We start from the raw sequence: 23,336 nt of genomic DNA on the forward strand, positions 1-23,336 counted from the left end.
TTACTTTTGCGTTAGTGTTATATTATCAAAATTTTCAGGATTCAAGGGTGTAAATTCCGGAATCGGCAACTCTTCTGCCTCAGGCTCATCACTGCTGACAATATCAACATTTGTACCTTTAAGGTCAGCTTCTTCCAGGGTTTCTTGTTTCTCTTGCAAAAAACGCTCAGCAAATTGACCACATGCATATCCTAACACGGCAAAAAGGACTAGCGAGACTAATGTACGGTATAAAATGGCAGTCAGTGCAATCGTGTTAAAAGCACCAACCAGTACAGTCAAGATGCTGGCGGCAAATGCCATATATAAACTAACCCGTAACTTTAGTGCCATAGCCCGTCCTCCAATTATAGTTCTTTTTCACCTTTATCAATAGTTTTTACCCGAAATACGCCGGTATCCAGCTTTAATTCAACTGTTCGCCCATAATTGCCCCCGGTATCTTCAGCAATGAGCCTTATCTCCAGTTTTTTCAAAACTAAACGTACTGCCTCGGCATTGCGTTCCCCCACCCGCATAATATCAGTAGTATTGGTAAAGGTAAACATTTGCGCACCACCGGCAATTTTGGCGGTAATTCGTGATTTAACGGCCCCAAGTTTAATAATCTCACTTAACATTAGCGGCAAAGCAGTATCGGCAAATTTAGCCGGATTGTCGGTAGCGCGCGCCTGCGTACTATCAGGCAGCATAATGTGTGCTAAACCACCTACCTTAGCCACTGTATCAAATAAGGCAATACCTACACAAGAGCCTAGCCCATAACTAATTAAGCTGGCCGGATTACGTCCAATCTTGTAATCAGCCATTCCTACTTTTATTAGTTCTGCCATTATTCCTTCACCCCGATTGCCGCCAAGATTGTATTAAGGGAGCCGGGATCAGGAATAAGGAAGAAATGCCCTTTAACACCGTCGTTTTCAGTGGTAAACTCTGTCTCTATAACCAGAGCATGGTCACCCATTTGTCCCAGTTGGATCAAAATAACACTTAATATAGCACCGGCCATATCAATAGCCAAGGCCGGAATCGACGGGAGTAAGGTTAATTTAGTAAAATAGGACAAAGCATTCAAATATGCCCCTGCCAAAATATTACCAATCTCCATCAATGCCGATTCATCCATAGAGTTAAGCAGCTGAGTTTCCCCCTGAGTACGGCCCATAAGCATATCAACCAGATAAAAGGCACTCTCACGGGGAAGAAGAAATAAGATACTGCCAGGCGCCGGACCAAACACTCTCAGGTAAACACCTGCAACCATTGCATCCGGGCCGCCAACTACTTCCGGTACCTCCCCCAGAGGAAGAATGGATACCTCGGGAACCGTCATATCAATTTTGTTATTGATAATTTGAGATAGTGCTGTTGCCGCATTGCCGGCACCCACATTGCCAATTTCCCTCAATGCGTCTAACTGCAATGGTGATAAGTTTAATATATCCTCAGACAACCTCGCCCCCCCTTTGATATCTATACATAATAATTATCCTGCCTTAACTTCCTGGCCTATGCCAATAATTGCATCAGTATTCAATAAGATCAACAATCTGTCATCCACTTTTCCTACTCCGCTCAGGTAATCGGCTGCAATACCGCCTACCACAGCCTGTGGCGGCTCAATACTATTTTGGTCGATAGCCGTTACTTCTGATACAGCGTCAACAATCATTCCCACATGTATGTCTTCTACTTTGATAATAATAATCCGGGTATCGTCGGTGTGATCCTGCGGCGGCAAGTTAAGCCGTTTCTTTAGGTCAATTACCGGCAGCACACTGCCGCGCAAATTCATAACACCTTTAATATAATCCGGAGAATGAGGCACACGGGTAATCTCCGTGTTTCGCTTTATCTCTTGAACCTGCAGAATGCTGACACCATATTCTTCGCGCCCCAGCTTAAATACAACCAGTTGAACTTCATTTCCGGAATATGTTACTTCAGACATGCTTTTCCCTCCCTGCCTATTGCTTTAATGCGCTAACATCCAGGATGAGCGCTACTTCACCATTACCTAGGATAGTAGCGCCAGCAATAACCTTAATACCAGCCAACAGTTTGCCCATAGACTTAATGACTATTTCTTGCTGCCCGATAAGTGTATCAACAATAATTCCGGCACGATTTTCACCCATATGAACAATAACTACAAATAATTCATCCTGATTATGGATACAAGTATCAGGAACGTTAAGTACATTTCCTAATCGCACAATGGGAATAATTTGCCCTCTAAGTAAAATAACTTCCTGATTCTGAATGGTTTTAATATCCCGTGGCGTAATATTTATAGTGCTGTCAATGGAGCCAAGCGGTATGGCATAAATCTCTTCACACACCTTTACAAGCAGTGCCTGAATAATTGCCAATGTCAGTGGCAGCCGGATTTTAAACTTACTGCCGCCATTGATCTTAGTCTCAACATCAACCATGCCACCCAGGGATTCAATCTTAGTCTTAACAGCATCTGTGCCTACGCCGCGCCCCGAAACATCCGTAACTGTCTCAACTGTGGAAAATCCCGGTAAAAATACCAGTCTGATAGCCTCAGCCGGTTCAAGTCTGTCAGCCTCGGCTTGCGTAATAAGTCCTTTATCCACTGCCTTTTGTTTAATAACATCGGCATTCATGCCTTTGCCGTCATCTTCAACCATGATAATAACATTATTGCCTTCATGCCGGGCAATAAGGCGAATTTCGCCGACAGGATTTTTGCCTTTAGCTTGCCGTTCTGCCGGGTGCTCAATACCATGGTCAATAGAGTTTCTTAGCAAATGCACCAGAGGATCGCCAATTTCATCAATAACCGTACGGTCAAGTTCTGTTTCTTCCCCCTGAATGATAAGGTTAACCTCTTTATTCAATTCGCGTGACAAATCTCTAACCATCCGGGGAAAGCGATTAAACACCTGGCCTACCGGCACCATACGGACTTTCATAACAACAGCCTGTAAATCGGTAGTTACCCGGTCCATCTGCTCAATTGTCTCAACAAGTTCGGTAAGCCGATGCGTTAAGCCGATTTGCTCCAGCCGGGTTTTGTTTATAACAAGTTCTCCGACCAGATTTAATAAACTGTCTAATTTATCAATATCAACCCTGACTGATTGTCCGCTTTTCAGTTTTTTATCAACAGCAGGATTATGATCATTAGCAGGCGGCTTTTCGGACTTTTCAGCCACGGCAGCTTTCTTATCCATGTTGCTTAACGTAACGCTCTTTGGTTGAACCGCCGGAGTCTCAACCGTTTCTTTAGCCGTATCCTGAAGGTCGGACGAAACAACAACTACTTCTTCAACTTCCGAGATACTGCTGACTGCATATTCAAGCTTTTCAGCATCGGCAGCCGTTAAAACAAGTGCCTGGAACGTATAATCAAAATTTTCTCTTTCCAACTCTTCAACAGCAGGAATACTCTTGATAACTTCACCAATTTCTTCTAAGACGTTCATTACCATATAAGCTCTGGCTGATTTTAGCAGGCATCCTGTCCGTAAGGTAACATGAACTTCATAACATTCAAGGCCTTGTTTTCTTGCGGCTTTGACAACAGTAAGCTCTGTTTCATCCAAATTGACAGCTTCCACCGACCTTGCCGGAGCTTCCTGCTGGACTGCCGCCGGCGGCAGCTTTTCAGCTGGCGCTGGAGAAAATTCACCTCTGGCAATGGCTGTGAGTTTAGTAATTAATGGTTTAATTTCAATCGTCGCATCTGAATTTGAAGCCACATTTTCTACCAGCTGTTCCAAGGTGTCAATACACTTAAATAAAATATCAGTAATATCATCATCGGCATGCAGCGTCCCTTTACGCAAGAGGTCAAGAACATTTTCCATTTCATGTGTAAGTTCAGCAATCGTGGTAAAGCCCATGGTAGCGGACATACCTTTTATGGTATGAGCACTGCGAAATATCTCGTCAAGTACAGTTAGACTGCCGGGATCGTTTTCAAGATCAAGCAAGCAATTATTTAACGTCTGCAGATGCTCACGCGATTCTTCCAAAAACATCCCCATATACTGATTAATATCCATTCGTTTACACCCCCATATTACGTCCCAAGCTTGTTACTTCGATAAAGTAGACTTAGCTTCAGTTGGGGTTTAACCCCAACTGAAGGTTAGTCGCCCTTATCCTAAGACTTAGCCGCTCGCCTGTGCCCGTAGGGGCATAACTCCCACTTATAGAAGCTGGGAAGTCTTAGAGCGGGTTAGTCTCAGGATAAAACTTTAAGTATTTCAGCGGTTACACCGGTAATGGGTACTATCTTATCAACTACTCCCAACTCAATAGCCGCTTTAGGCATTCCGTACACAACTGCCGTTGACTGATCTTCGGCGATAGTATAACCGTTCTGCCGCTTAATAGCCTCGATACCTTTTGCACCGTCACGCCCCATACCGGTTAAAATAACGCCTATTGCCTTGCTGCCATAAGTACGTGCCACCGATTCCATTAGGGGATCTACCGCAGGTCTATGTCCGCCAATGGGAGGATTTTGGTTGAGTTTAATAACGGTTTTTCCACCTTCGCGTTCGATAAGCATATGATAATCTCCTGGCGCAATAAACACATATCCAGGACGGATAACATCATTATGCTCTGCTTCTTTTACAGTAACAGAAGACAATGAATCCAACCGTTCTGCCAATGATTTAGTAAATCCCGGCGGCATGTGCTGTACAATTACAATACCGCAGGGTATATTACCGGGAATTTTAGTAATAATTTCCTGTAAAGCTCGCGGACCACCGGTAGAAGTGCCAATGGCAACAATGCGTTCATCAAGTGCCAGTCCAGGCTGTGAATGCATTTTGGGCATTGCCGGCAAAGCCCCGGCGGTAGCTCTGCCTTTCGCTAGCTGCAAGACATTGGCTCTGACTGCGGCCCGGCATTTGGTAAGTATTTCGGTGCGAATGGCTGTAATATTTGATATCGGGCCTGCAGTCTTAGCAACAAAATCGACAGCACCAATTTCCAGTGCCCGCAAAGTAGCTACAGCACCTGCCTGCGTTAAACTGCTAATCATGACAACCGGTGTAGGAGCTTCTTTCATGATCAGTTCCAACGCTTTAATACCGTCCATAACCGGCATTTCAACGTCCATGGTAATTAAATCAGGTTTAAAACGTTTTACTTTATCGATAGCATCTTTGCCATTACGGGCAGTATCAACAACCGTAAAATCAGTTTCACCCGCAAATAAATCTGTTAAAAGCTTACGCATAAATACAGAATCATCAACAACCAATACCTTTATCATCAACTCACCACCAATATCCTGTATTTATTCCAAACCTTTGCGGCGTTGTTCCAATTGCTTCTTGAAGATAAATTTAATAATATTGCTGCGGTCTTTTTCGGTAATTTCAAGAAACTTAATCCCCACCCAAAACAGTGTGCGGTCAGGTTGAGGCTGCTCTAGCCTGACCACTTCAGTTTTTAATGTCAGCGGTCCGATTTCCGGGTAGTCAATTGTTACCATTAATTTAGTTCCAAGCGCCCATTTATGACTGGTGGCTATCTGCGCGCCACCGCCGCTGATATCCTTGGTTATCGCCTGGATGACAGGTGTCTCGACTACTTGGTCACCTTCCATATTCATAATCTGTACAGGCAGCGCTACATCAACACGTACGAAAGCCCGTTGTTGAAATTTCTTAATATTATACGGTGCAGCAATAACCCATATCGGCAAAGGGGTCAGTTCCCGTGAAAGTAAAGAACTGGTAAACTCAAATGCCAGCCCATTAACTACCGTTCGCCCAAAAAAGACCTCGCCCCGCTGCAGCATGACCGGATATCCTTTACTCATCGGCATAGCAATGCTCATGCTATTAGCGGTAATATCTTCAATACGGCTGTGGTATTGCTCAGCAAAGCCGTCTTTTCCAGGCACAATAACTACAATACGCTGATTAATTTTAAAGACATTGTCGGGTTTATTACTCATAAGAATACCTCCTCATTTGAGGACTACTACATATATTCTAAAAATTTATGGAAAAATCCTCTTATTCCACGAGACGGCTCAACATTTTCACCATAAAGCAATTTTTTAGCAATGCCTTCAATACACCGGGATGATATGGCTTCAGGAAACGATAGCAGAAGCGGTACTTGTTTCTTAACCGCTTTCACCAGATTGCGATCTTCATAAACATACCCAAGGTTATCAATAGACACATCAAGAAACCGCTCCGAGACTCGCATTAGCTTCTCAACAACCATCTGACCTTCATCCCGGTCCACCACACGGTTAACTACCAGTCTAAGCAGCGCGTCACCCTTTTGCCCGGCATACGCTTTCATCATGGCATAAGCATCTGTCATAGCCGTAGGCTCAGGGGTCGTAATAATAATAACTTCATCGGCAGCCGTCACAAAATTCAAGACATTGCGGCTTATGCCGGCTCCTGTATCAATCAAAATAAAGTCTGCCCAATTGTCAAATAGAGACAGTTGAGACACTATATGCTGCAGATGGACATCACTGAGGTTAGCCAAATGATAAATACCGGACCCACCGGCCATGAATAAAATCCCACGCGGTCCTTCAGTGACGACATCGGTTATTTTTAGTCCGCCTTCTAATAAATTAAGAATACTATAAGGTGCAGAGCAGCCTAAAACAACTTCAACATTTGCCATCCCCAGATCGGCATCAATGACCAATACCTTTTGATCAAACGCCGCCAACGCCAGTGCCAGATTTACGGTAAAATTAGTTTTCCCTACACCGCCTTTGCCACTGGTAATTGTGAGCACGCGGCTTTTAGGTTTTTGCTTGAGAATAGCAGTTTTCAAAATGGGAGAATTTAGGGTCATTTGACGTAATTTTTCCGCTTGATCACTCATGATAATCCCTCAAAATCATGTTCGCTAATTTAGTAGAGTTAACGAGTTCAATATCATCAGGAACACTTTGCCCTGTGGTCATATAAGACAGGGTTGTGGGAAAATGGTACAGCAAATTCAGCACTGTCCCCAAATTACTTGCTTCATCAACTTTTGTAAACAAAAATTTGTGCGGCGAGCAAACTGAAAATTTATTTACTATTTCAAATGCATCCCGATACTTAGTTGTAGTACTCAGCACCAGATGGGTTTCAATATAAGGATCAACCGCTAACAGTTCCTGCAGCTCAGTAAGCTGCTCACGATTGCTCGGGCTGCGGCCGGCAGTGTCAATTAAAACTAAATGTTTATCTCCATGGCGATAAAGCGCAGTTCTAAGTTCATCAGGAGAATATACAATTTCAAGTGGTACTCCGATGATGTCGCCATAAATTTTTAATTGCTCAACGGCTGCAATACGATACGTATCGGCGGTAATCAAAGCTACCTTATAGCCTTCTTTCAACGCAAAATTAGCAGCCAGTTTTGCAATGGTTGTAGTCTTGCCTACACCGGTTGGCCCAATTAAAGCTACCGTTTTGCAGCCTGATGGTGATATGTCAATCCCATCAATACCTTGTAAACACTGGACAATGCGATCAACCAACAGCTTGCGAATCATCCCCGTGTCACCGGCAGCACCGTTTTTGCCATCAGGTATTCCTTTAATAAGGCTCTCGGCAATCACCGGTTCAATATCATTCTTCAGCAATACATCCATAAGCGGCGAAGTTGACTTGCTGTCTTGCGGAAATTGACATAACATTTGCTCCATCATTTTTCGCATATTAGACATTTCAAGCTGCATCGCCGTTATTTTTGTATCCTCAATAGTATTGGCTGCAGGCGAAATCCATTGTTTTTTTTCAATACTGGGAGCAGCAGGAGAATCCAGCGCGGCCATAACCTCTACCATCTCTCTGCCGAAAAAGCCCAGGATTCCACCTTTTTTAAAGCGCCGAGTATGTAAAATAACAGCATCGCGTCCTAAATCCTGCTTAACTTGCGCCATTGCTTCTGGCATACTATGTGCTGTAAACAATTTGACTTTCAAATTACAATTTCACCATCCCTAGCGCCTGTACTTCAATTTTAGCATCTAATTCAGCATAGGATAACACAGCCAAATTCGGCGCCACCCGTTCTGTAAGTTTGCGGAAATATAATCTGGCCCCCGGACTTGTAAGTACCAGCGGTTGATAACCCATGTTAGTCAGTTTCGGCAGCTCATTTGTCAGGCTGGTGATAACAGCCTGTACCTTCTGAGGGTCAAGGGCCACATAGGAGCCTTGCTCGGTGCGCTGCACAGAATTGACAATAATATTCTCAAGCTGTGAGTCAACCGTTAGGCAGGTCAAAATATTATTGTTAACAAATTGGCGGGATATCTGGCGGGCCAGGGCATGGCGAACATACTCGGTCAAAATCTCAGTATCTTTAGTCAAAGTGGCATAATCAGCCAGTGTCTCAAAAATAGTTACCATATCTCTAATCGAGATTTTCTCACGCAGCAAATTGCCCAACACTTTCTGAATTTCACCAAGTGATAACAAGTTTGGCGTTAATTCATCGGCAACTGCCGCATTGTTCTGTTTAACAGATTCAATTAAGGTTTGTACTTCCTGGCGTCCCAGAATTTCAGCAGCATGGGTCTTAATAATTTCTGTAAGATGTGTCGCCAGCACAGATACCGGATCAACAACAGTATAACCGGCAAGTTCAGCTTGCTCCCGGTATGTTTCCTGAATCCATAGGGCTGGCAGCCCAAACGCCGGTTCGACGGTTTCAATACCCGGTACCGATTCAAAAACTGCACCTGAATCCATGGCCAGGAAATGATCTAACATTAACTCGCCTCTGGCGATTTCAATGCCCTTAAGTTTGATAACATACACATTGGGTTTAAGCTGAATATTATCACGTATCCGGATTGTCGGAACAATAAGTCCCAGTTCCAACGCACATTGACGACGAATCATAACCACACGGTCCAGTAAATCGCCGCCCTGGCTGACATCAACAAGCGGAATAAGACTATAGCCAATTTCCAACTCCATCGGGTCAACCTGCAGCAAAGAAACAATATTCTCGGGCTTACGCACCTCTTCTTTTTCCTTTTCTTCCTGCTGCGACATTTCCATTTGCACTTCAGATTTCTGCGTCCTTATCAGCGCATAGCCAATGGCGCCGGTAATAGCGCTCATCGAAAAAAACGGAATACCCGGCAGCCCGGGAATCGTCCCAAGCAGCGCCAGTACACCGCTGGCAATGAAAAATATGCGGGGGTTATTAATAATCTGACTCGTAAGGTCTGAACCTAAATTCGCTTCCGAAGCCGCCCTGGTTACAACAATACCGGTAGCGGTAGATATTAAGAGCGCCGGTATTTGGTTGACCAAACCCTCGCCCACGGTAAGCAGGGTATAGGTCTGCAGTGCCTGCAAAGCATCCATATCGCGCTGCAGCATCCCGATGGCAAAACCGCCGACAATATTAATCACAATAATAATAATGGCGGCAATCGCATCACCTTTAACAAACTTGCTCGCACCGTCCATAGCCCCGTAAAAATCAGCTTCGCGCTGAATAGTTTTCCGGCGGTCACGCGCTTCCTTATCACTAATAAGTCCTGCATTCAGATCGGCGTCAATACTCATTTGCTTACCCGGCATAGCATCCAGAGTAAAGCGTGCCGCGACTTCCGCGACCCGTTCAGCACCTTTGGTAATTACAATAAACTGAATAATAATCAGGATAACAAAAACAATAAAGCCAACTACCGCATTACCGCCTACTACGAAATTACCGAAAGCGGCAATGACTTCTCCGGCATGACCATCTAATAAAATCAGCCGGGTGGAGGATACGTTAAGAGCCAGCCGGAATAAGGTAGTAACCAGCAGCAATGAGGGAAATACAGAAAAGTCCAGTGGTTCTATATTATAGATAGCTACCATAACAATAACCATAGCCAACGTAATGTTAAGCGTCAGCAGCATGTCAAGGAGAATTGTCGGCAGCGGGATAATCATCATAACTACAATAGTAATGATGGCCACAGCTATCATGATGTCACTGTATTTAGTTATGCCTCTAACTAACGCAGACTGGTGTGCAGCCATTTATCAAATCGCTCCTTCTACTAAGACAAGCGTTTTTTTAAGCGGTATACATAAGCCAAAACTTCCGCCACCGCCTGATATAATTCAGGGGGTACAACATCCCCAATTTCCACTACCGGATACAGCGCACGCGCCAACGGTTTGTTTTCTACCACAACTACCTTGTGCTCCCGGGCCACTTGTTTGATACGCTCAGCGATAAAATCCTGTCCCTTCGCCAAAACCACCGGTGCCGACATATTTTTTTCATACTTTAAAGCAATGGCCAGATGGGTCGGATTTGTCACTACGACATCGGCTTTGGGAATTTCCTGCATCATACGCCGCATAGCGATAGCCCTCTGTTTTTCTTTTATTTTACTTTTTATTTGCGGATTGCCTTCGGTTTGTTTGAACTCTTCTTTTACTTCTTGTTTAGACATTTTTAAGCTCTGATTATGTTCCCACCATTGATAGATATAATCAAAGATTGCCAGAATCATCATGACGGCAATAATCTGAAAAGCCAGGTCAAGCACCAGCGAAGCCGCCAGTGCCACCGAATCGATAATCTCCATATTAATTAACTTAGGAATATCTCCTGTTTGTAACACCGCAAAGCGGTAAATAAAATAACCGATAATACATACCTTGAAAATAGACTTTGCCAGTTCGACAAGTGATCTTTTGGAAAATAAGCGCTGAAAGCCGGATATCGGATTCAGCTTGCTAAATTTCGGCATGATAACCTCTGTCGAAAACATGGCCCCGACTTGCATGAAATTGATCATTACCGCAATGATCATGATAACAAACAAAACCGGCAAAACTGTTTTTAACAACACTACAACTGCCTTAACATATATTAATTGCACAGACTGAAACGTAAAGTCCGGTGTAGCCAAACTTGACAACGTTGTTTTCATAAAGCCTGTCAGCTGATTATAGGCATGATCTCCTAAAAACTTAAGTGTGCAGAAAGCAGCCAGAATAACAAATACCGAATTAATTTCATTGCTTTTGGCCACCTGTCCTTTTTTTCTGGACTCCTGCCTGCGTTTCGGAGTAGCCTCTTCCGTCTTTTCACCATTAAATAACTGCAGGTCAAAGCTGGTCAGCTTATACCGGTTAGCTTTAAATTGGCGCAAAACTTTCCAGGAGGCGGTACATGTGGTGAAAAATTTCATTGAAAACTACCTCCAAGAAAACAATGTAAAATGGTAAAGCCAAAGATAGTACAAAAATGCCGACAAGAATTTTGCCCGGCACACCAACGACAAAAATATTCATTTGGGGCATAGTACGGGCTAAAATACCTAAAGCTACATCGGTAAGCACTAAAGCTACCGAAATCGGCAAACTAATCTTGACTGCAATAATAAAAATGGCAACAAGCATATCCACCATAATATTAGCCAGCATATTGGGCTGAAATACCCCCTTGGTTACCGGAATGATTTTGAAACTGTAAAACATAGCTGACAAAAAAAGATGATGACTGTTACTTGCCAAATAAACCAGCATCGCCAAGATATATTTAAAATTGCCAATAATCGGCACCTGCTGGCCAATTAGCGGATCAAAGACATTCACCATCCCAAAGCCGATTTGCGTATCTAACAATGCCCCTGTCATCTGTATTCCATGAAATATAAACGAACAGGCAAATCCCATGATCAGGCCGATTAAAAATTCACCGATAATCAAGGCAACATAGGATAATAAGGCGTCCGGCAAAATAAGGTTTGGTTCAGCTAACAGCGGTAACAATATATAGGATAATAGTAACGACAGCCCGGCTTTGACCATTACCGGAACATTGCGGGCACCAAACATCGGGGCTGTCGAAAAAATCCCGCTCATTCGCGCAAAGATCAACAGACAAAAGCCTAACTGGTTTTGCAGTAAAGTAAACAAATCCAATATTGCTTACCACCAATCTATGTAGAAATACCGCTGCTCCTTCCAGTTAGCGTACCATGGCCGGCAGATTCATAAATATCTCTCTGGTATAATCAACCAATATACTCAGCATCCATGGCCCAAAAACAAGTATAGCAACAAAAACAGCAATGATCTTGGGAATAAACACAAGTGTTTGTTCCTGTATTTGGGTTGTCGCTTGAAATATGCTCACCATAATACCAACCAGCAAGCCAAGAACAAGCATCGGAGCTGCGACCATCATAACCATAGCCAATGCATTCCGGCCTAACTGGATAGCCATATCGCCCGACATAAGCGCCCTCCTCTTAGTGAAAACTACTGACCAATGAGCGGACAACCAAATGCCAGCCATCTACCAGTACAAATAGTAAAAGCTTAAAAGGCAGCGAGATCATTACCGGCGGCACCATCATCATCCCCATAGCCATAAGGGTGCTGGCCACTACCATATCAATTACGATAAAAGGAATGTAAATTAAAAAGCCAATTTGAAAAGCCGTCTTCAGCTCGCTAATGATAAAAGCCGGAATCAACACCGAGGTGGGGACATCTTCCGGCGCATTAGGCCGCGCCATTTCCGACATATTTACAAATAAAGCCAGATCATTTTCACGGGTTTGCTTGAACATAAACTCACGCATAGGGTTCATGGCTTCGGTAAGTGCCGTTTCCTGGTTTATCGTCCCGGCCAGCATGGGCTGGAGCGCATTTTTATTCACCTGGTCAAAATAAGGCGACATCGTAAAAAAGGTTAAAAACAAAGCCAGTCCGACTAAAACCTGATTCGGCGGCATCTGCTGGGTTGCCAATGCACTGCGCATAAAGGATAATACGACAATAATGCGAGTAAAGGATGTCATCATAATCAAAATAGACGGTGCCAGTGAAAGCACCGTTAATGTTAACAGAACTTGCAGGCTCAGAGCAACATCCTGGGGATTATTCGCTTCTTCCACCCCAATATTAATATTGGGAATCAACGGTGCTGCTGTAGCCATTGCCGGAAAAGCCAGTGCTATAATTAGGGTCAAAACAAAAACATGGTAATGCCATGTTTTTGTATATGTAATCCATCGTGACACTCTATTTACCTCTTCCTATTATTGTTTTCAGGCTCCTTATCAACTGTTTCGGGAGTGTCTGAACCGAAAACAAGGGGAAAATTTCTTGGCATCTGCTTGAGCGAGACAAGCTGGCGGCGAAAAATGCTGCCAAACTGTTCGGGCGGCAGGGTATTAGCAGTAGCCTGCAAAGCTTTAATACGCTCAATCTCAGTTGGTGAAGTAATCTCATTGAGCAGCGTAATATTCTGCTCGGTAACCCCAAGCACCATAAACTTACCTGCTATCTCTACCACATGAACAGCACGATTAGGACCCAATGACAAAGTAGAATACACTTTGCCGCCAAATCCTCCGGCCCGTGTCATTCTTTGCCCCAAAAATTTGGATGTAAAATAGGCAAGCCCGAGAACCAGCAAAAAAGTTAACAGTAACGAAATAATATAACTGCTGGTAGCAAGCCAGGAGGATGCCGTCGGCTGAGGCTCTTGATATTTTAAATATTCGCCTGTTTCCGCGGCTGCCAATACCTGGCCTGTCAAAAATAGCAAAACAAAAATAATGAGTACAACACTACCGCTTACATGAAATTTACTGCGCATGTATCAGTATATTCCCATCTAGCCAACTGCTTTGCGGACAGCTTCAAGCACGCGGTCAGGCTGGAACGGCTTAACGATAAAGTCGCGAGCCCCTGACTGAATTGCTTCAATAACCATAGCCTGCTGCCCCATTGCGCTGCACATAATTACTTTAGCACTGGGATCAATTTTTTTAATTTCTTTTACGGCAGTAATTCCATCCATTTCCGGCATAGTAATATCCATTGTGGTCAAATCAGGCTTAAGCTCCTGATATTTTTCCAGTGCTTTAAGACCGTTTTCCGCTTCGCCAACTACATCATAGCCGTTTTTGGATAAAATATCTTTAATCATCATGCGCATAAAAGCAGCATCATCCACGACTAAAACTTTAATCGCCATTAAAATAATCTCTCCCTATTTCGAAATTTATTTAGAATTGTTACTGGAGATTGTTAACCCGCTCCAAGGGACTTATTACATCGGTGATCCTCACACCAAAGTTTTCGTCAATAACTACAACTTCCCCTTTGGCAATCAATTTGCCATTAGCTAAAATATCTACCGGCTCGCCGGCCAGCTTATCGAGTTCGATCACCGAACCTGGCGCTAATTCGAGAATATCACGTATTAGTTTGCGGGTGCGGCCCAACTCCACCGTAATTTGCAGCGGTACATCTAAAAGCAGGCCAATATTGGTGTCAACACCAGGCATGCCTCCTGGTTTTAACGGCGCAAATTGAACAGGTTGCACTGCCACATTTTGCACCGGTTGCTGGGTCGGCTGAGCATAAGCAGGAGCCGGTTGTGGTGGCGGCGCTGCGGGTTTAGGCGGCGCTGGCTGCGGCGGCGGGGCTGCTGCCGGCTGAACAGCATTCATCAAATTTTCCACCATTTCTTTGGCAACACTAAGCGGCATAAGCTGCATAAGCTCACTGTCAATAAGCTCTTCTACTTCCATCCGGAAAGACACCCGTACCAACGGGTCATTGCCTGTAACAATTTGAGTAATATCAGGATCTATAGCAAAATCCAATAAATTGACCTTGGGTGGCGCTATATCCACTTTTTTCTTGAAAATGGTAGATATGGATGTGGCTGTTGACCCCATCATCTGATTCATAGATTCACTGACAGCACTCATATACAATTCGTTTAATTCGGTCGGCGGATTTGAACCGTCACCGCCCATCATCAGATCGGCAATAATTAACGCGTCTTGCTCGCGTATAGCTAAAATATTGGTTCCCAGCAATCCCTGGGTATACCCTACTTCAATAACCAAATACGGCAGCGGATACTGGCGCTTTATTTCATCCAAAGTAGATATTGAGACCTTCGGGGTAGTAATCGAGACTCGTCTGCCCAAAAGCACAGACAGCGTAGTAGCGGCCGTCCCCATAGAGATATTGCCAATCTCACCCAAAGCATCTTTTTCAATATCCGACAACTCTTGCCCAGCCGGAGATGGCGAGGCTGCTACCGGTTCGCCTCTTAATAAAGCGTCTATTTCTTCCTGGGACAGGAATCCGTCACTCATCATTATCATCTCCTTGGGAAATTACTTGAGTAATTTGTATTGCATTTTTATGTCCGACTAAACCCGGTTTACACTTAAACTTTTCCCTGCTGCCAATAATGACACTCAAATCATTTTCAGCCTTAGTGTCAAGCTGCAACACATCCCCCACTCCCAAATTCAAAAGTTCATGAACGCTGATAGTAGCCCGTCCAAGTTCTGTAATAACAGGAATAAGGGTTTTCTCGAGCTTGCGCTGCAACGTATTCATGGTTTCCGGTGAAGATTGTTTGGCTGTTGAAGAAGACACCCAAAAAGTCGTTGTCAACTTAGACATAATTGGTTCAAGCACTAAATAAGGGATACAGATATTCATCAGCCCTTCCGCCTGACCAATCTTTGCCTGAAGCGTAATCAGCACCACCATGTCATTGGGAGGGACAATCTGAGTAAACTGCGGGTTGGTCTCTAAAGCCTCCATCCGGGGCTCTATACTTACAACTTGCTTCCAAGCTTCCTGCATGCTTTCCATAGCTTTATGAATAACCTTACGAATAATGGCTTCCTCTATATCAGTCAAGGCACGTGCTTTGGCAGGAGGCAATCCAGGACCGCCAAACAATCTGTCAATAATCGCTAACACAATGTTAGGATTTATCTCCAGGATTGCGTTGCCTTTCAGCGGCCGCATCTGGAAAATACTAATAACACTGGGATTGGGCATTGACCGGATAAATTCCTCATATGTCAGTTGGTCAACAGACGCAACATCAATATGAATAAGTGTCCGCAGATGGGCTGAAAGGTAGGTATTGATCATGCGCGCGAAATTTTCGTGCAGCATGTAGATGGTACGGATTTGGTCTTTAGAAAACTTATCCGGACGCTTAAAGTCATAGATTTTAATCTTACGCTGTTTTTCTTCAGTTTTTATTTCTTCAGCAGTGACAACACCAGTCGACAAAGCTGACAGTAAATCATCGATTTCGGATTGTGATAAAACATCAGGCCCTGCCAATCCTCCCCCACCTTTCCACAAAAAACAAAACTATGTACTTAACGAGCAGTTAATTTATTATACAAAAATATTCGACATGATTCTACTGTAAAACAAAATTAGTAATATAAATGTCATAAACCCGTTCGCCGCCAAGAACTGTATTAATTTCATTTTTTAATACTTCTTTTAGCTGATCTTGTTTTGCCGGGTCAAAATCTTCTATTTTCTGCGAACGTAAGACATAAACTGCAGTATCCAATATCTTTATTTCCTCAGGTGAGGGTAATTTCCCTTCTTTTTGCGCTGTTTTCTTCTCAGGTTTCAATTCCACAATCAAGCCGATTTTAAGGTACCGGCCGCTATTGACTCCGCCAATATTGAGAATAAGTCCGTCTTTTGCATCCCCTAGCTTAATAAAATGTCCCGGCTCATGCAGCGCACTTTTCTCAACCGTTTTATCAGATACCACTCTTGTCGCAATCAAGTACGAAATACCACCGGCTAAAATTAAGCCCACCACGATCAAAATGATAATTGTCATCATTGACATTTTTTTTGGTTTTTCCTCTTCAGCCACTGGCACACCTCCATTACATAGATATTTGTTTCATTGACATGCAGCTTACCAGCTATATATTCCGCGTTAAAGAATCTGATAGGTGCATGCGGGTGGTGCATTGACAACTCTCCACCACTGGCGTTTGACTTACGCTTTTGCCAACACACCACCCGCCTGCCACAATAGTTAGCACATTATATAAAAGGAGAGGTTACCGCATATTTCTAAACAATGCCCGCCGGTAATCCATAACCATGCGTACAATTTCATCCATTGATTCTTCCACAATCAGTTTTTTGCCGCTGGTTAACGTAATTACCGTATCAGGTGTCTCCTCAATGGTTTCAATCAGTTCGGCATTCACCACAAAATCGCGGTCTTGCGACTTAAGTTTGGTAACCTTTATCATGTCAATCCTCCTCACTTACTTTTTGAAAAAGCAGGTAGCGGAAGAGAGGTCTTCCCTCCGCTACCCATCATGCAATTATCGCTTCAAGTTAGCCAATAGCTCCAGCATTTCGTCGGTTGTGGTAATAATTTTGGAGTTGGCCTGGAAGCCACGCTGAGTAATAATCATATCACTGAATTGCTGAGCCAAGTCGACATTGGACATTTCCAGAGTACCGCCGGCAAACTCACCGCGCCCGCCGGTACCGCTTGTGCCGATGTCCGCAATGCCGGAGTTATTGGTCTCAGTATACAGATTGTCACCGGCTTTATTCAGGCCGCCGGGATTGTTAAATACAGCCATCGCAACCCTTGCCAGATTCTTACTCATACCATTGGTAAAATTACCCACAATAGTGCCTGTAGCATCAATGGTAACACCGTCTAAAGTACCGTCAGCCCAGCCATTTTGCTCGGTTGCCTTAGCTGTAGACTCACTGGCATATTGAGAAATTGCCGAAAAATCCAGATCAACCGTGAAAGAACCGGCGCCGGCATAGGGTCCGCCTGCCGGATCAATCGTCAGGCTGTTTACCATGGTGTTTAACGCATCATACACACCAAAACGATCAAAGGAGATTGTCGACGGATTCCCGGTTATTGTCCCGACTGTAACACCATCTTTGTTAACAGCAGTCCCGGAAGGAGTAAACTCCCAGGTATTATCTCCGGTCTTGATAATGCTGGCGTTTATGGTGTATGGATTTCCTTGTGAATCATATATGGTAACCTGCATCGGTACTTTAGATGTTTCGTTATAGGCTGCTTTCACTGCCTCCGATGCATTTGTAACAGCAGTTGCTGCATCAAGCGCTGTTTGTGATGCAGCTGTTTGTGCAGTTTTTTTAAGTTGCTGGTCAGCTTCTGCTGCCTGTCGTGCTGCTTCTGCAGTGGTGAATGCTCCGTTTGCAGCGGTAACTGCTGTATTTGCAAATCCTTCCGCAGTGGCTGCAAGTCCAACTACTGCACCTATAGTTGATGTTGGAGGTGTAGCAGCCAATTTATCCGCCTCGGTTTTTAAGTTAGTAGCCGCGTTTTTTAGATCATTAGCAGCAGTTTGCGTAGCCGAAGTAGCACTATCTGCGGCAGTGGCTGCGAGAGCTGCGGCTGTATTTGCAAGCAAGGCTACATCAGCTGCTGTCGGTACCGGAGCAGGTGTACCATTCTGCAAAGCTACTGCCGCAGCATGTGCAGCAGCCATGGCTGTTTGTGCAGCCACCAGTGCATTCTGGGACGCCTTTGCTTTCACTTCGTCAGTTTGTGCCGTTGATAAAGCAGTATTTGCTGCCGCTAAGGCAGTGTTTGCATTTTGCAATGCAAGATCTGCCGCATCCTTGTCCGATTTTGCCGTTGTCAAAGCAATGTCTGCCGCCGCCCGTTCGGCTGCTGTGCCTGTCTTGATCGCGCTGGCCGATAAGTTCTTGCCAAAGGTAATTTTGTTGGTTTGCTGCGCCTTCATCATCTCACCAACTGGAATTTTAATGGTAGTAATGTCGCCGGTGGAATCAATATTCCCGGTAACAGAATCGGCCATCCAGCCTGCCACCTTTAAGCCGGTTCCGGGCACCACATAATTGCCCTGCACATCAAAGTCAAAATTACCTGCACGTGTATAGTACTTTTGGTTGCCATCAGCTAAAATAAAGAATCCCTGACCTGTGATTGCCAGGTCTGTTTGCTTGCCTGTAGGCTGGTAGCTGCCATCGGTGAAAATAGTATCAATACTGGCCACAGCCATCCCGAGACCAACCTGCTTCGGGTTGGTACCGCCGCGATTGCCTTGCGGCGAGGATGCTCCCTGCAGGGTTTGGCTTAAAATATCCTGAAAGTTAACTCTGCTGCCTTTAAACCCAACCGTATTGACATTGGCAATATTATTGCCGATGACATCCATCCGGGTCTGATGGTTGCGAAGACCGGATACTCCGGCAAATAATGAACGCATCATAGTTAAACATGACCTCCTACATTCTTTTAGTAACATATTGGCTGCATCTGTCAATCAGCAGCCTGTGGGGCTTCCTCAAGAGGTCCAGCCCTAAATGATTACCGCACTGTCAATATTGGTAAATACGTTGCCTGCGCCACTTGCGCCGTCCACAGCAGTAATTACCGTTTTGTTTTTCACACTGACGACAAACGCCAAATTATTATCCATAATGATCAGTGATTCTTTTGCACCTTTTTGCGCCGCTTTGTCAATAGCCTGACTGAGCTGATTGAGCTGGCTGCTGTCAAGCTGAATTTTCCGGCTGTCAAGCCGCTGGAGCGCATGCTTGGAAAAAGTAACGCCGGCAAGTTCCTGACCCAGAATTTGATTGAAACTGGTTCCCGCAGCCGGTTGATTCGCCGCTGCTCTTGCTGGTTTGGGTGACGATGATACCGGTACTATTGGCGGCAAAGGCTGATATGACTGGTAAATACGGTTATCAGACATCGCTAGTCACCTGTGGAGCTATCCTTGACGCTGGTTACTTCACTTAGCCCGATAGTGCTGTCGCCAATAACCAGTTTCGGCACACCATCCACCAAGCGCACAGAATTCACCACGCCGTAGGTTTCCTTCCCGTCTTTATCTATCCAGCCTACTGTTTTACCGATCAGGGTGCTGGCCTGAGTCATCTGCCCGGTAGTGTAATCAACCGGAATTTCCGTAACGCTTATTACTTCACTCAGCCCCACAGTGGTATTTTCGTCAAGAACCAGTCTTGCTTCGCCGTTGACTATTTGCACAGAATTGACCATGCCATAGTAAAGCTGTCCACCCTGCGCCCAGCTGACTACCTTTCCAATCAAACCGCTGGCCTGACTCATCTGCATCGAGGTGTTCAGGTTTTTCATTTGTTCCAAACTGGTAAATTGGGCCATTTGGGCAATAAAATCCTTATCTTCCATCGGCTCCATCGGATCTTGATATCTCAGCTGCGTAATCAATAACTTCAGGAAATCATCTTTGCCAAGTTCATTGGTTTTATTGGTCCTGTTATTGGTCTTGTCAGTAGCTGAGCTTGCTGCGCTCTGCGTTGAGTTAGTAGTATATATACCAGCCATGATAACCTCCTTTTCTTATATACGGTAATCCACACCGGCTTGACTGCCGGTTCCGGGAATTCTTCCCTCTGCCACTTCTCCGTCAATTGCCTCAACAAAGCCCTCAGCGTCCTTTTTGTTCGTAAGCTTGATGAATTGCTGGCGCGAATTTCTGTCCTGGTCATGATTGGGCAAAAACTGGTCCAGTCCGGCTGAAACACTTACATTGTCAACCTTAAGACCGTTATTGGCCAAATCCAGTTTGAGCTGTGGCAGCGATTGTTCGATGATATTGCGTACTTCGGAATTGTTGGAATGGAAACTGGCGTTCACCACACCGTTTTCTACAGCAACCTTAAGGGTAAGCTCTCCCAGATGTTCAGGTTTTAGCCTGATAATCATTTCGGTGTTTTGCGGCTTGGCAATAAGTCTGGTCTGGGCTACGATTTGCTCAGCCACTTGATGAACATCGGCAAAAGGAACTCCTGGCTGCTTGGTCTCTGCAGCGGCGGTGGTACCGGTTTTGGTTAAAATAGTATCCAGGCCTTGGGTAAAGGTGTGTGTTTTATTTACTTCCACCGTATTGATACTCAGGTCCTGAGCAAGCTTAGGCTGGCTGAGCGGATTTTCCGCTGAAGAATGCTTTTGGCCTTCTCCGCTAAACCCTTTACTTGCCTGTTTACCCTGTTGGTCGGTCGGCAAGAGCGGCAGTACCTCAGCCTCTGCTGGCTGCTGCTCAGCTTCTACAAGACGCTCATTACGCATACCTGTTTCGGCTTTAGGTATCTGACTTTGGCCTGCGATCACAGTCTGAGGCCCTATTGTGGCAATATCCTCCGCACTTGGCACTGACTGCGGTAGATTTCCCTGCATCTGTTGCGTATTCAGGCTGGCAGTATTAGCCGCTGTAGTTGCAGTCGGAATAAGTTCTGCAGGCAATTGCGCCTGACTGGCCGGATTATTGGCGGTTTCTGCAAACAATGTTCCCATTTGCGCACTTTCCGGTGAAACCGCTGCCTGCTGTTGCAAATTGATGCTGGGAGCTGTTACCGGAGCAACTGTCGCTTCAGGAGCGGCAGACTCACTGGCGGCCGTTGGCACTGGAATAAATCCTGGTACAGTCAGGGCAGTATTCACGGCGGTCTGTAAAAGCTGATCAGCCGGAAGCATTGCGCCGTCATCAGAGCCAGGTAATTCATCTGTGAGCATGTCCAAGCTTTCAGGTAAAACTTGCTTGTCGGCAGACTCAGCAGTCTTGATGACCAAATTTGTTGGCAGGTCAGGCAGTAAAAGCTTCTCTGTCTTACCATCTGTTGTCTGCTGTGCTTCGGATTGTGAAACAGCAGTATTCAGTTTGTCGCTAAAACTGTTGTTTTGCTGACTTTTCGGCTTGTTATTAGCCGTCTTGCCGGAAGCGGCTGCCGTTTGCGGGTTGACTGGTAATAAACCGAGTGCTGTATTCATGTTTTTCACCTCCTTTCGGTGCGTACATACTATTTATGCTACAGGCGTGGCGGCTGGCGCTGACCTTTGAGCATATCTTCGGTTATGCGGGCGGCGCGTTTAGAATCAAACAAAGCCAGTATTTTAGAAACCTGGTCTTCTTCCATTTTGCCGAAAATGGCAATAACGGTAGCATCATCCAGTTCATTCATAATTGTTACCGCCGCATCGGGCTTCATTCCACCGTACAAACGGGCTAATTTTGAGATACGCTTGGCTTCTTCCTGCTGTCTAAGCTGGGCTTGTTTTTCCAAATCCTCCGGGGTAATGATATTAGGATTTGGCATTTGCGGAGTTGGCACAGGTGCTGCCGGCTGCTCAGCCGGATTCGATATTACCGGCGGCACTGCTGCCGGCCCAGGCGCAGCCATATCTTCCTCCAACTCTACCGGCTCAAAATTAGTTTTGGGCAAAAAACGCTCCATCACCGGATATTGGGACAAATTCATATCACTGGTGATTTTTTCTACATCAAATAATTTAAAATAGACTCCGGCACCAAATCCGATAGCTGTGAGAATACACAGGGAGAGGATTACCACCAAAATTTTAAATACCAGGCCAAATCTTGACTGCGGTTCTTGCTGTACCGGTGGCGGTGCAGCAGGCGGCGGCTGTTTGGATTTGGCAGCAGGAGTTCTAGGTTTTTCAGCCATTAATTACAGACTCCTCTACTTAGCCAGTGATAGCACTCTGGCTACATAGTTACGGGTTTCGCTATAAGGGGGAATACCATTAAAATTTTTCACAGCCTGCGGGCCGGCATTATAAGCGGCTACCGCTTTGCTGACATCCCCTCCAAAGGTAGTGAGCATTTGTTTCAGATAGCGAACACCGCCGTCAATGTTCTCCCGCGGATCCTTGCTATTGCGTACCCCTAATGAGCGGGCAGTTTCAGGCATCAATTGCATTACGCCAACAGCCCCAACCGGCGAAACGGCTTCAGGTGACAAGCCTGATTCGGCTTCAGCTACCGCCATTGCCAGCTTGGGGTCAACCCCATATTTGCCGGCAGCTAGGTTTATCATCTTAACAATATCTTCCTTGCCGGCGCTGACTGCAAGTTTGGCAGCAGTTGACTGCTGCGCTGCGTCCGCTGCGGCAAGTGTTGCGGCAAAATCACCGGCAGGCCGGGACTGAGTATGAGAAAACCGCTGTTCTATAGCAGCAATTCGCTGCATCACTTGATTAATACTCTCCATCATGTTAACCACTCTCCTTGTCACGCATAAAGGCTTGCGTTCCAAGCTCGTCAAGAATTTTTTGCTCTTCCTGCAATAGCTCGTTATTATACTGTTCCAACCGTTTTTTTCGCAAGTTATCAACAAGTTTTCGCTGTTGAATGGCAGCCTCCAATAAGGTAAGGCATTCCTGGCGATATTCCGTTGCCTTGGCAACTTGCTCCCGTTGAGCGATAATTTCGCTCTTTATTTTATCGATATAATAACTAAAGGTCTTAAGCTTCTCAATTGTCGGTTGTCCGGCCTGCTCGTCATTAAGCCGGTCAAGGTTGAGTGCCAGTGTATTTTGTAAGTCATTTAGCAATTCTTGTGCTTTGCGCAAACGGTCCGCGGCTTCGGCTAGCTTAATCTGCGCTTGTTCTTCCTGCATTTTTCGAAATTTTAGCAGCATTTCCAGGCGAAACCGAAACTTCTTCATAAGCTTTCATCCTTAGCAGCTATATATAA

General features: G+C 45.0%; 27 protein-coding genes. All 27 read right to left on the reverse strand.

Translation table 11 applies throughout. The features are described 5' to 3' along the window. The 27 genes from GT1_RS01035 to fliJ all read right to left on the reverse strand — a co-directional run bounded on the left by GT1_RS01035 (nt 1) and on the right by fliJ (nt 23,307). Complete coding sequence (locus tag GT1_RS01035) at nt 1–333, reverse strand: hypothetical protein (RefSeq protein WP_188396760.1); 333 nt, start codon at nt 331–333, stop codon at nt 1–3. A 14-nt stretch (nt 334–347) separates the two neighbouring features. Further along, nucleotides 348–833: a chemotaxis protein CheD gene (locus tag GT1_RS01040; RefSeq protein ID WP_075755100.1), complete on the reverse strand. Its 486-nt coding sequence runs from the start codon at nt 831–833 to the stop codon at nt 348–350. Beyond that, nucleotides 833–1,453 (reverse strand): chemotaxis protein CheC, encoded by a 621-nt coding sequence (locus GT1_RS01045; RefSeq protein ID WP_075755098.1) that lies wholly within the window; start codon nt 1,451–1,453, stop codon nt 833–835. The genes GT1_RS01040 and GT1_RS01045 overlap by 1 nt, the downstream gene beginning before the upstream one ends. Nucleotides 1,454–1,486: 33 nt before the next feature. After that, the gene (locus tag GT1_RS01050; protein ID WP_075755096.1) at nt 1,487–1,951 is read right to left on the reverse strand and encodes a chemotaxis protein CheW; all 465 of its coding nucleotides are present in this window, start codon (nt 1,949–1,951) and stop codon (nt 1,487–1,489) included. A gap of 16 nt (nt 1,952–1,967) precedes the next feature. Further along, on the reverse strand, nt 1,968–4,037 hold the full coding sequence (locus tag GT1_RS01055) for a chemotaxis protein CheA (protein ID WP_188396762.1): 2,070 nt from the start codon (nt 4,035–4,037) through the stop codon (nt 1,968–1,970). 182 nt (nt 4,038–4,219) lie between these two features. After that, nucleotides 4,220–5,266, reverse strand: coding sequence for a chemotaxis response regulator protein-glutamate methylesterase (locus GT1_RS01060; RefSeq protein WP_188396764.1), 1,047 nt, complete (start codon nt 5,264–5,266; stop codon nt 4,220–4,222). 24 nt (nt 5,267–5,290) lie between these two features. Continuing rightward, complete coding sequence (locus GT1_RS01065; protein WP_188396766.1) at nt 5,291–5,956, reverse strand: flagellar brake protein; 666 nt, start codon at nt 5,954–5,956, stop codon at nt 5,291–5,293. 26 nt (nt 5,957–5,982) lie between these two features. After that, on the reverse strand, nt 5,983–6,861 hold the full coding sequence (locus GT1_RS01070; protein ID WP_223225984.1) for a MinD/ParA family protein: 879 nt from the start codon (nt 6,859–6,861) through the stop codon (nt 5,983–5,985). Further along, complete coding sequence (gene flhF / locus GT1_RS01075) at nt 6,854–7,954, reverse strand: flagellar biosynthesis protein FlhF (protein WP_188396768.1); 1,101 nt, start codon at nt 7,952–7,954, stop codon at nt 6,854–6,856. The genes GT1_RS01070 and flhF overlap by 8 nt, the downstream gene beginning before the upstream one ends. A 1-nt stretch (nt 7,955) precedes the next feature. Next, nucleotides 7,956–10,022: a flagellar biosynthesis protein FlhA gene (flhA, locus tag GT1_RS01080; RefSeq protein WP_188396770.1), complete on the reverse strand. Its 2,067-nt coding sequence runs from the start codon at nt 10,020–10,022 to the stop codon at nt 7,956–7,958. Between the two features lie 20 nt (nt 10,023–10,042). After that, nucleotides 10,043–11,188 carry a flagellar biosynthesis protein FlhB gene (gene flhB, locus GT1_RS01085; protein ID WP_188396772.1) on the reverse strand — a complete coding sequence of 382 codons (1,146 nt, stop codon included), beginning with the start codon at nt 11,186–11,188 and terminating at the stop codon, nt 10,043–10,045. Beyond that, nucleotides 11,136–11,924, reverse strand: a complete 789-nt coding sequence (gene fliR / locus GT1_RS01090) for a flagellar biosynthetic protein FliR (protein ID WP_188396774.1) — start codon at nt 11,922–11,924, stop codon at nt 11,136–11,138. The genes flhB and fliR overlap by 53 nt, the downstream gene beginning before the upstream one ends. Nucleotides 11,925–11,970: 46 nt before the next feature. Further along, nucleotides 11,971–12,240: a flagellar biosynthesis protein FliQ gene (gene fliQ, locus GT1_RS01095; protein ID WP_188396776.1), complete on the reverse strand. Its 270-nt coding sequence runs from the start codon at nt 12,238–12,240 to the stop codon at nt 11,971–11,973. A gap of 13 nt (nt 12,241–12,253) precedes the next feature. Next, a complete protein-coding gene (gene fliP, locus GT1_RS01100; RefSeq protein WP_188396778.1) occupies nt 12,254–12,946 on the reverse strand; it encodes a flagellar type III secretion system pore protein FliP in 693 nt (230 codons plus the stop codon). A gap of 89 nt (nt 12,947–13,035) precedes the next feature. Then, nucleotides 13,036–13,611, reverse strand: coding sequence for a flagellar biosynthetic protein FliO (gene fliO, locus GT1_RS01105; RefSeq protein ID WP_188396780.1), 576 nt, complete (start codon nt 13,609–13,611; stop codon nt 13,036–13,038). A gap of 18 nt (nt 13,612–13,629) precedes the next feature. Next, the gene (locus GT1_RS01110; RefSeq protein WP_075755074.1) at nt 13,630–13,992 is read right to left on the reverse strand and encodes a response regulator; all 363 of its coding nucleotides are present in this window, start codon (nt 13,990–13,992) and stop codon (nt 13,630–13,632) included. Nucleotides 13,993–14,032: 40 nt separating this feature from the next. Continuing rightward, nucleotides 14,033–15,130 (reverse strand): flagellar motor switch phosphatase FliY, encoded by a 1,098-nt coding sequence (fliY, locus tag GT1_RS01115; RefSeq protein ID WP_188397485.1) that lies wholly within the window; start codon nt 15,128–15,130, stop codon nt 14,033–14,035. Further along, nucleotides 15,123–16,127 (reverse strand): flagellar motor switch protein FliM, encoded by a 1,005-nt coding sequence (fliM, locus tag GT1_RS01120; RefSeq protein ID WP_075755070.1) that lies wholly within the window; start codon nt 16,125–16,127, stop codon nt 15,123–15,125. The genes fliY and fliM overlap by 8 nt, the downstream gene beginning before the upstream one ends. An 82-nt stretch (nt 16,128–16,209) precedes the next feature. Beyond that, complete coding sequence (gene fliL, locus GT1_RS01125; RefSeq protein ID WP_083945533.1) at nt 16,210–16,659, reverse strand: flagellar basal body-associated protein FliL; 450 nt, start codon at nt 16,657–16,659, stop codon at nt 16,210–16,212. Nucleotides 16,660–16,879: 220 nt separating this feature from the next. Next, complete coding sequence (locus GT1_RS01130; RefSeq protein WP_075755066.1) at nt 16,880–17,077, reverse strand: flagellar FlbD family protein; 198 nt, start codon at nt 17,075–17,077, stop codon at nt 16,880–16,882. A gap of 75 nt (nt 17,078–17,152) precedes the next feature. Continuing rightward, the gene (locus GT1_RS01135) at nt 17,153–19,063 is read right to left on the reverse strand and encodes a flagellar hook protein FlgE (protein WP_188396782.1); all 1,911 of its coding nucleotides are present in this window, start codon (nt 19,061–19,063) and stop codon (nt 17,153–17,155) included. 90 nt (nt 19,064–19,153) lie between these two features. Continuing rightward, entirely contained in the window at nt 19,154–19,552 is a 399-nt protein-coding gene (locus tag GT1_RS01140) for a TIGR02530 family flagellar biosynthesis protein (RefSeq protein ID WP_075755062.1), read from the reverse strand. Nucleotides 19,553–19,554: 2 nt separating this feature from the next. Then, the gene (flgD, locus tag GT1_RS01145) at nt 19,555–20,166 is read right to left on the reverse strand and encodes a flagellar hook assembly protein FlgD (RefSeq protein WP_075755060.1); all 612 of its coding nucleotides are present in this window, start codon (nt 20,164–20,166) and stop codon (nt 19,555–19,557) included. A gap of 15 nt (nt 20,167–20,181) precedes the next feature. After that, the gene (locus GT1_RS01150; protein ID WP_188396784.1) at nt 20,182–21,609 is read right to left on the reverse strand and encodes a flagellar hook-length control protein FliK; all 1,428 of its coding nucleotides are present in this window, start codon (nt 21,607–21,609) and stop codon (nt 20,182–20,184) included. 38 nt (nt 21,610–21,647) lie between these two features. Beyond that, nucleotides 21,648–22,304: a MotE family protein gene (locus tag GT1_RS01155; protein WP_075755056.1), complete on the reverse strand. Its 657-nt coding sequence runs from the start codon at nt 22,302–22,304 to the stop codon at nt 21,648–21,650. Between the two features lie 15 nt (nt 22,305–22,319). Beyond that, nucleotides 22,320–22,850 carry a lytic transglycosylase domain-containing protein gene (locus tag GT1_RS01160; protein ID WP_188397487.1) on the reverse strand — a complete coding sequence of 177 codons (531 nt, stop codon included), beginning with the start codon at nt 22,848–22,850 and terminating at the stop codon, nt 22,320–22,322. A 4-nt stretch (nt 22,851–22,854) separates the two neighbouring features. Further along, nucleotides 22,855–23,307 (reverse strand): flagellar export protein FliJ, encoded by a 453-nt coding sequence (gene fliJ / locus GT1_RS01165; RefSeq protein ID WP_188396785.1) that lies wholly within the window; start codon nt 23,305–23,307, stop codon nt 22,855–22,857. Between the last annotated feature and the right edge of the window lie 29 nt (nt 23,308–23,336).

This window comes from Sporomusa sp. GT1, assembly GCF_014634905.1.
GTDB lineage: Bacteria > Bacillota > Negativicutes > Sporomusales > Sporomusaceae > Sporomusa > Sporomusa sphaeroides.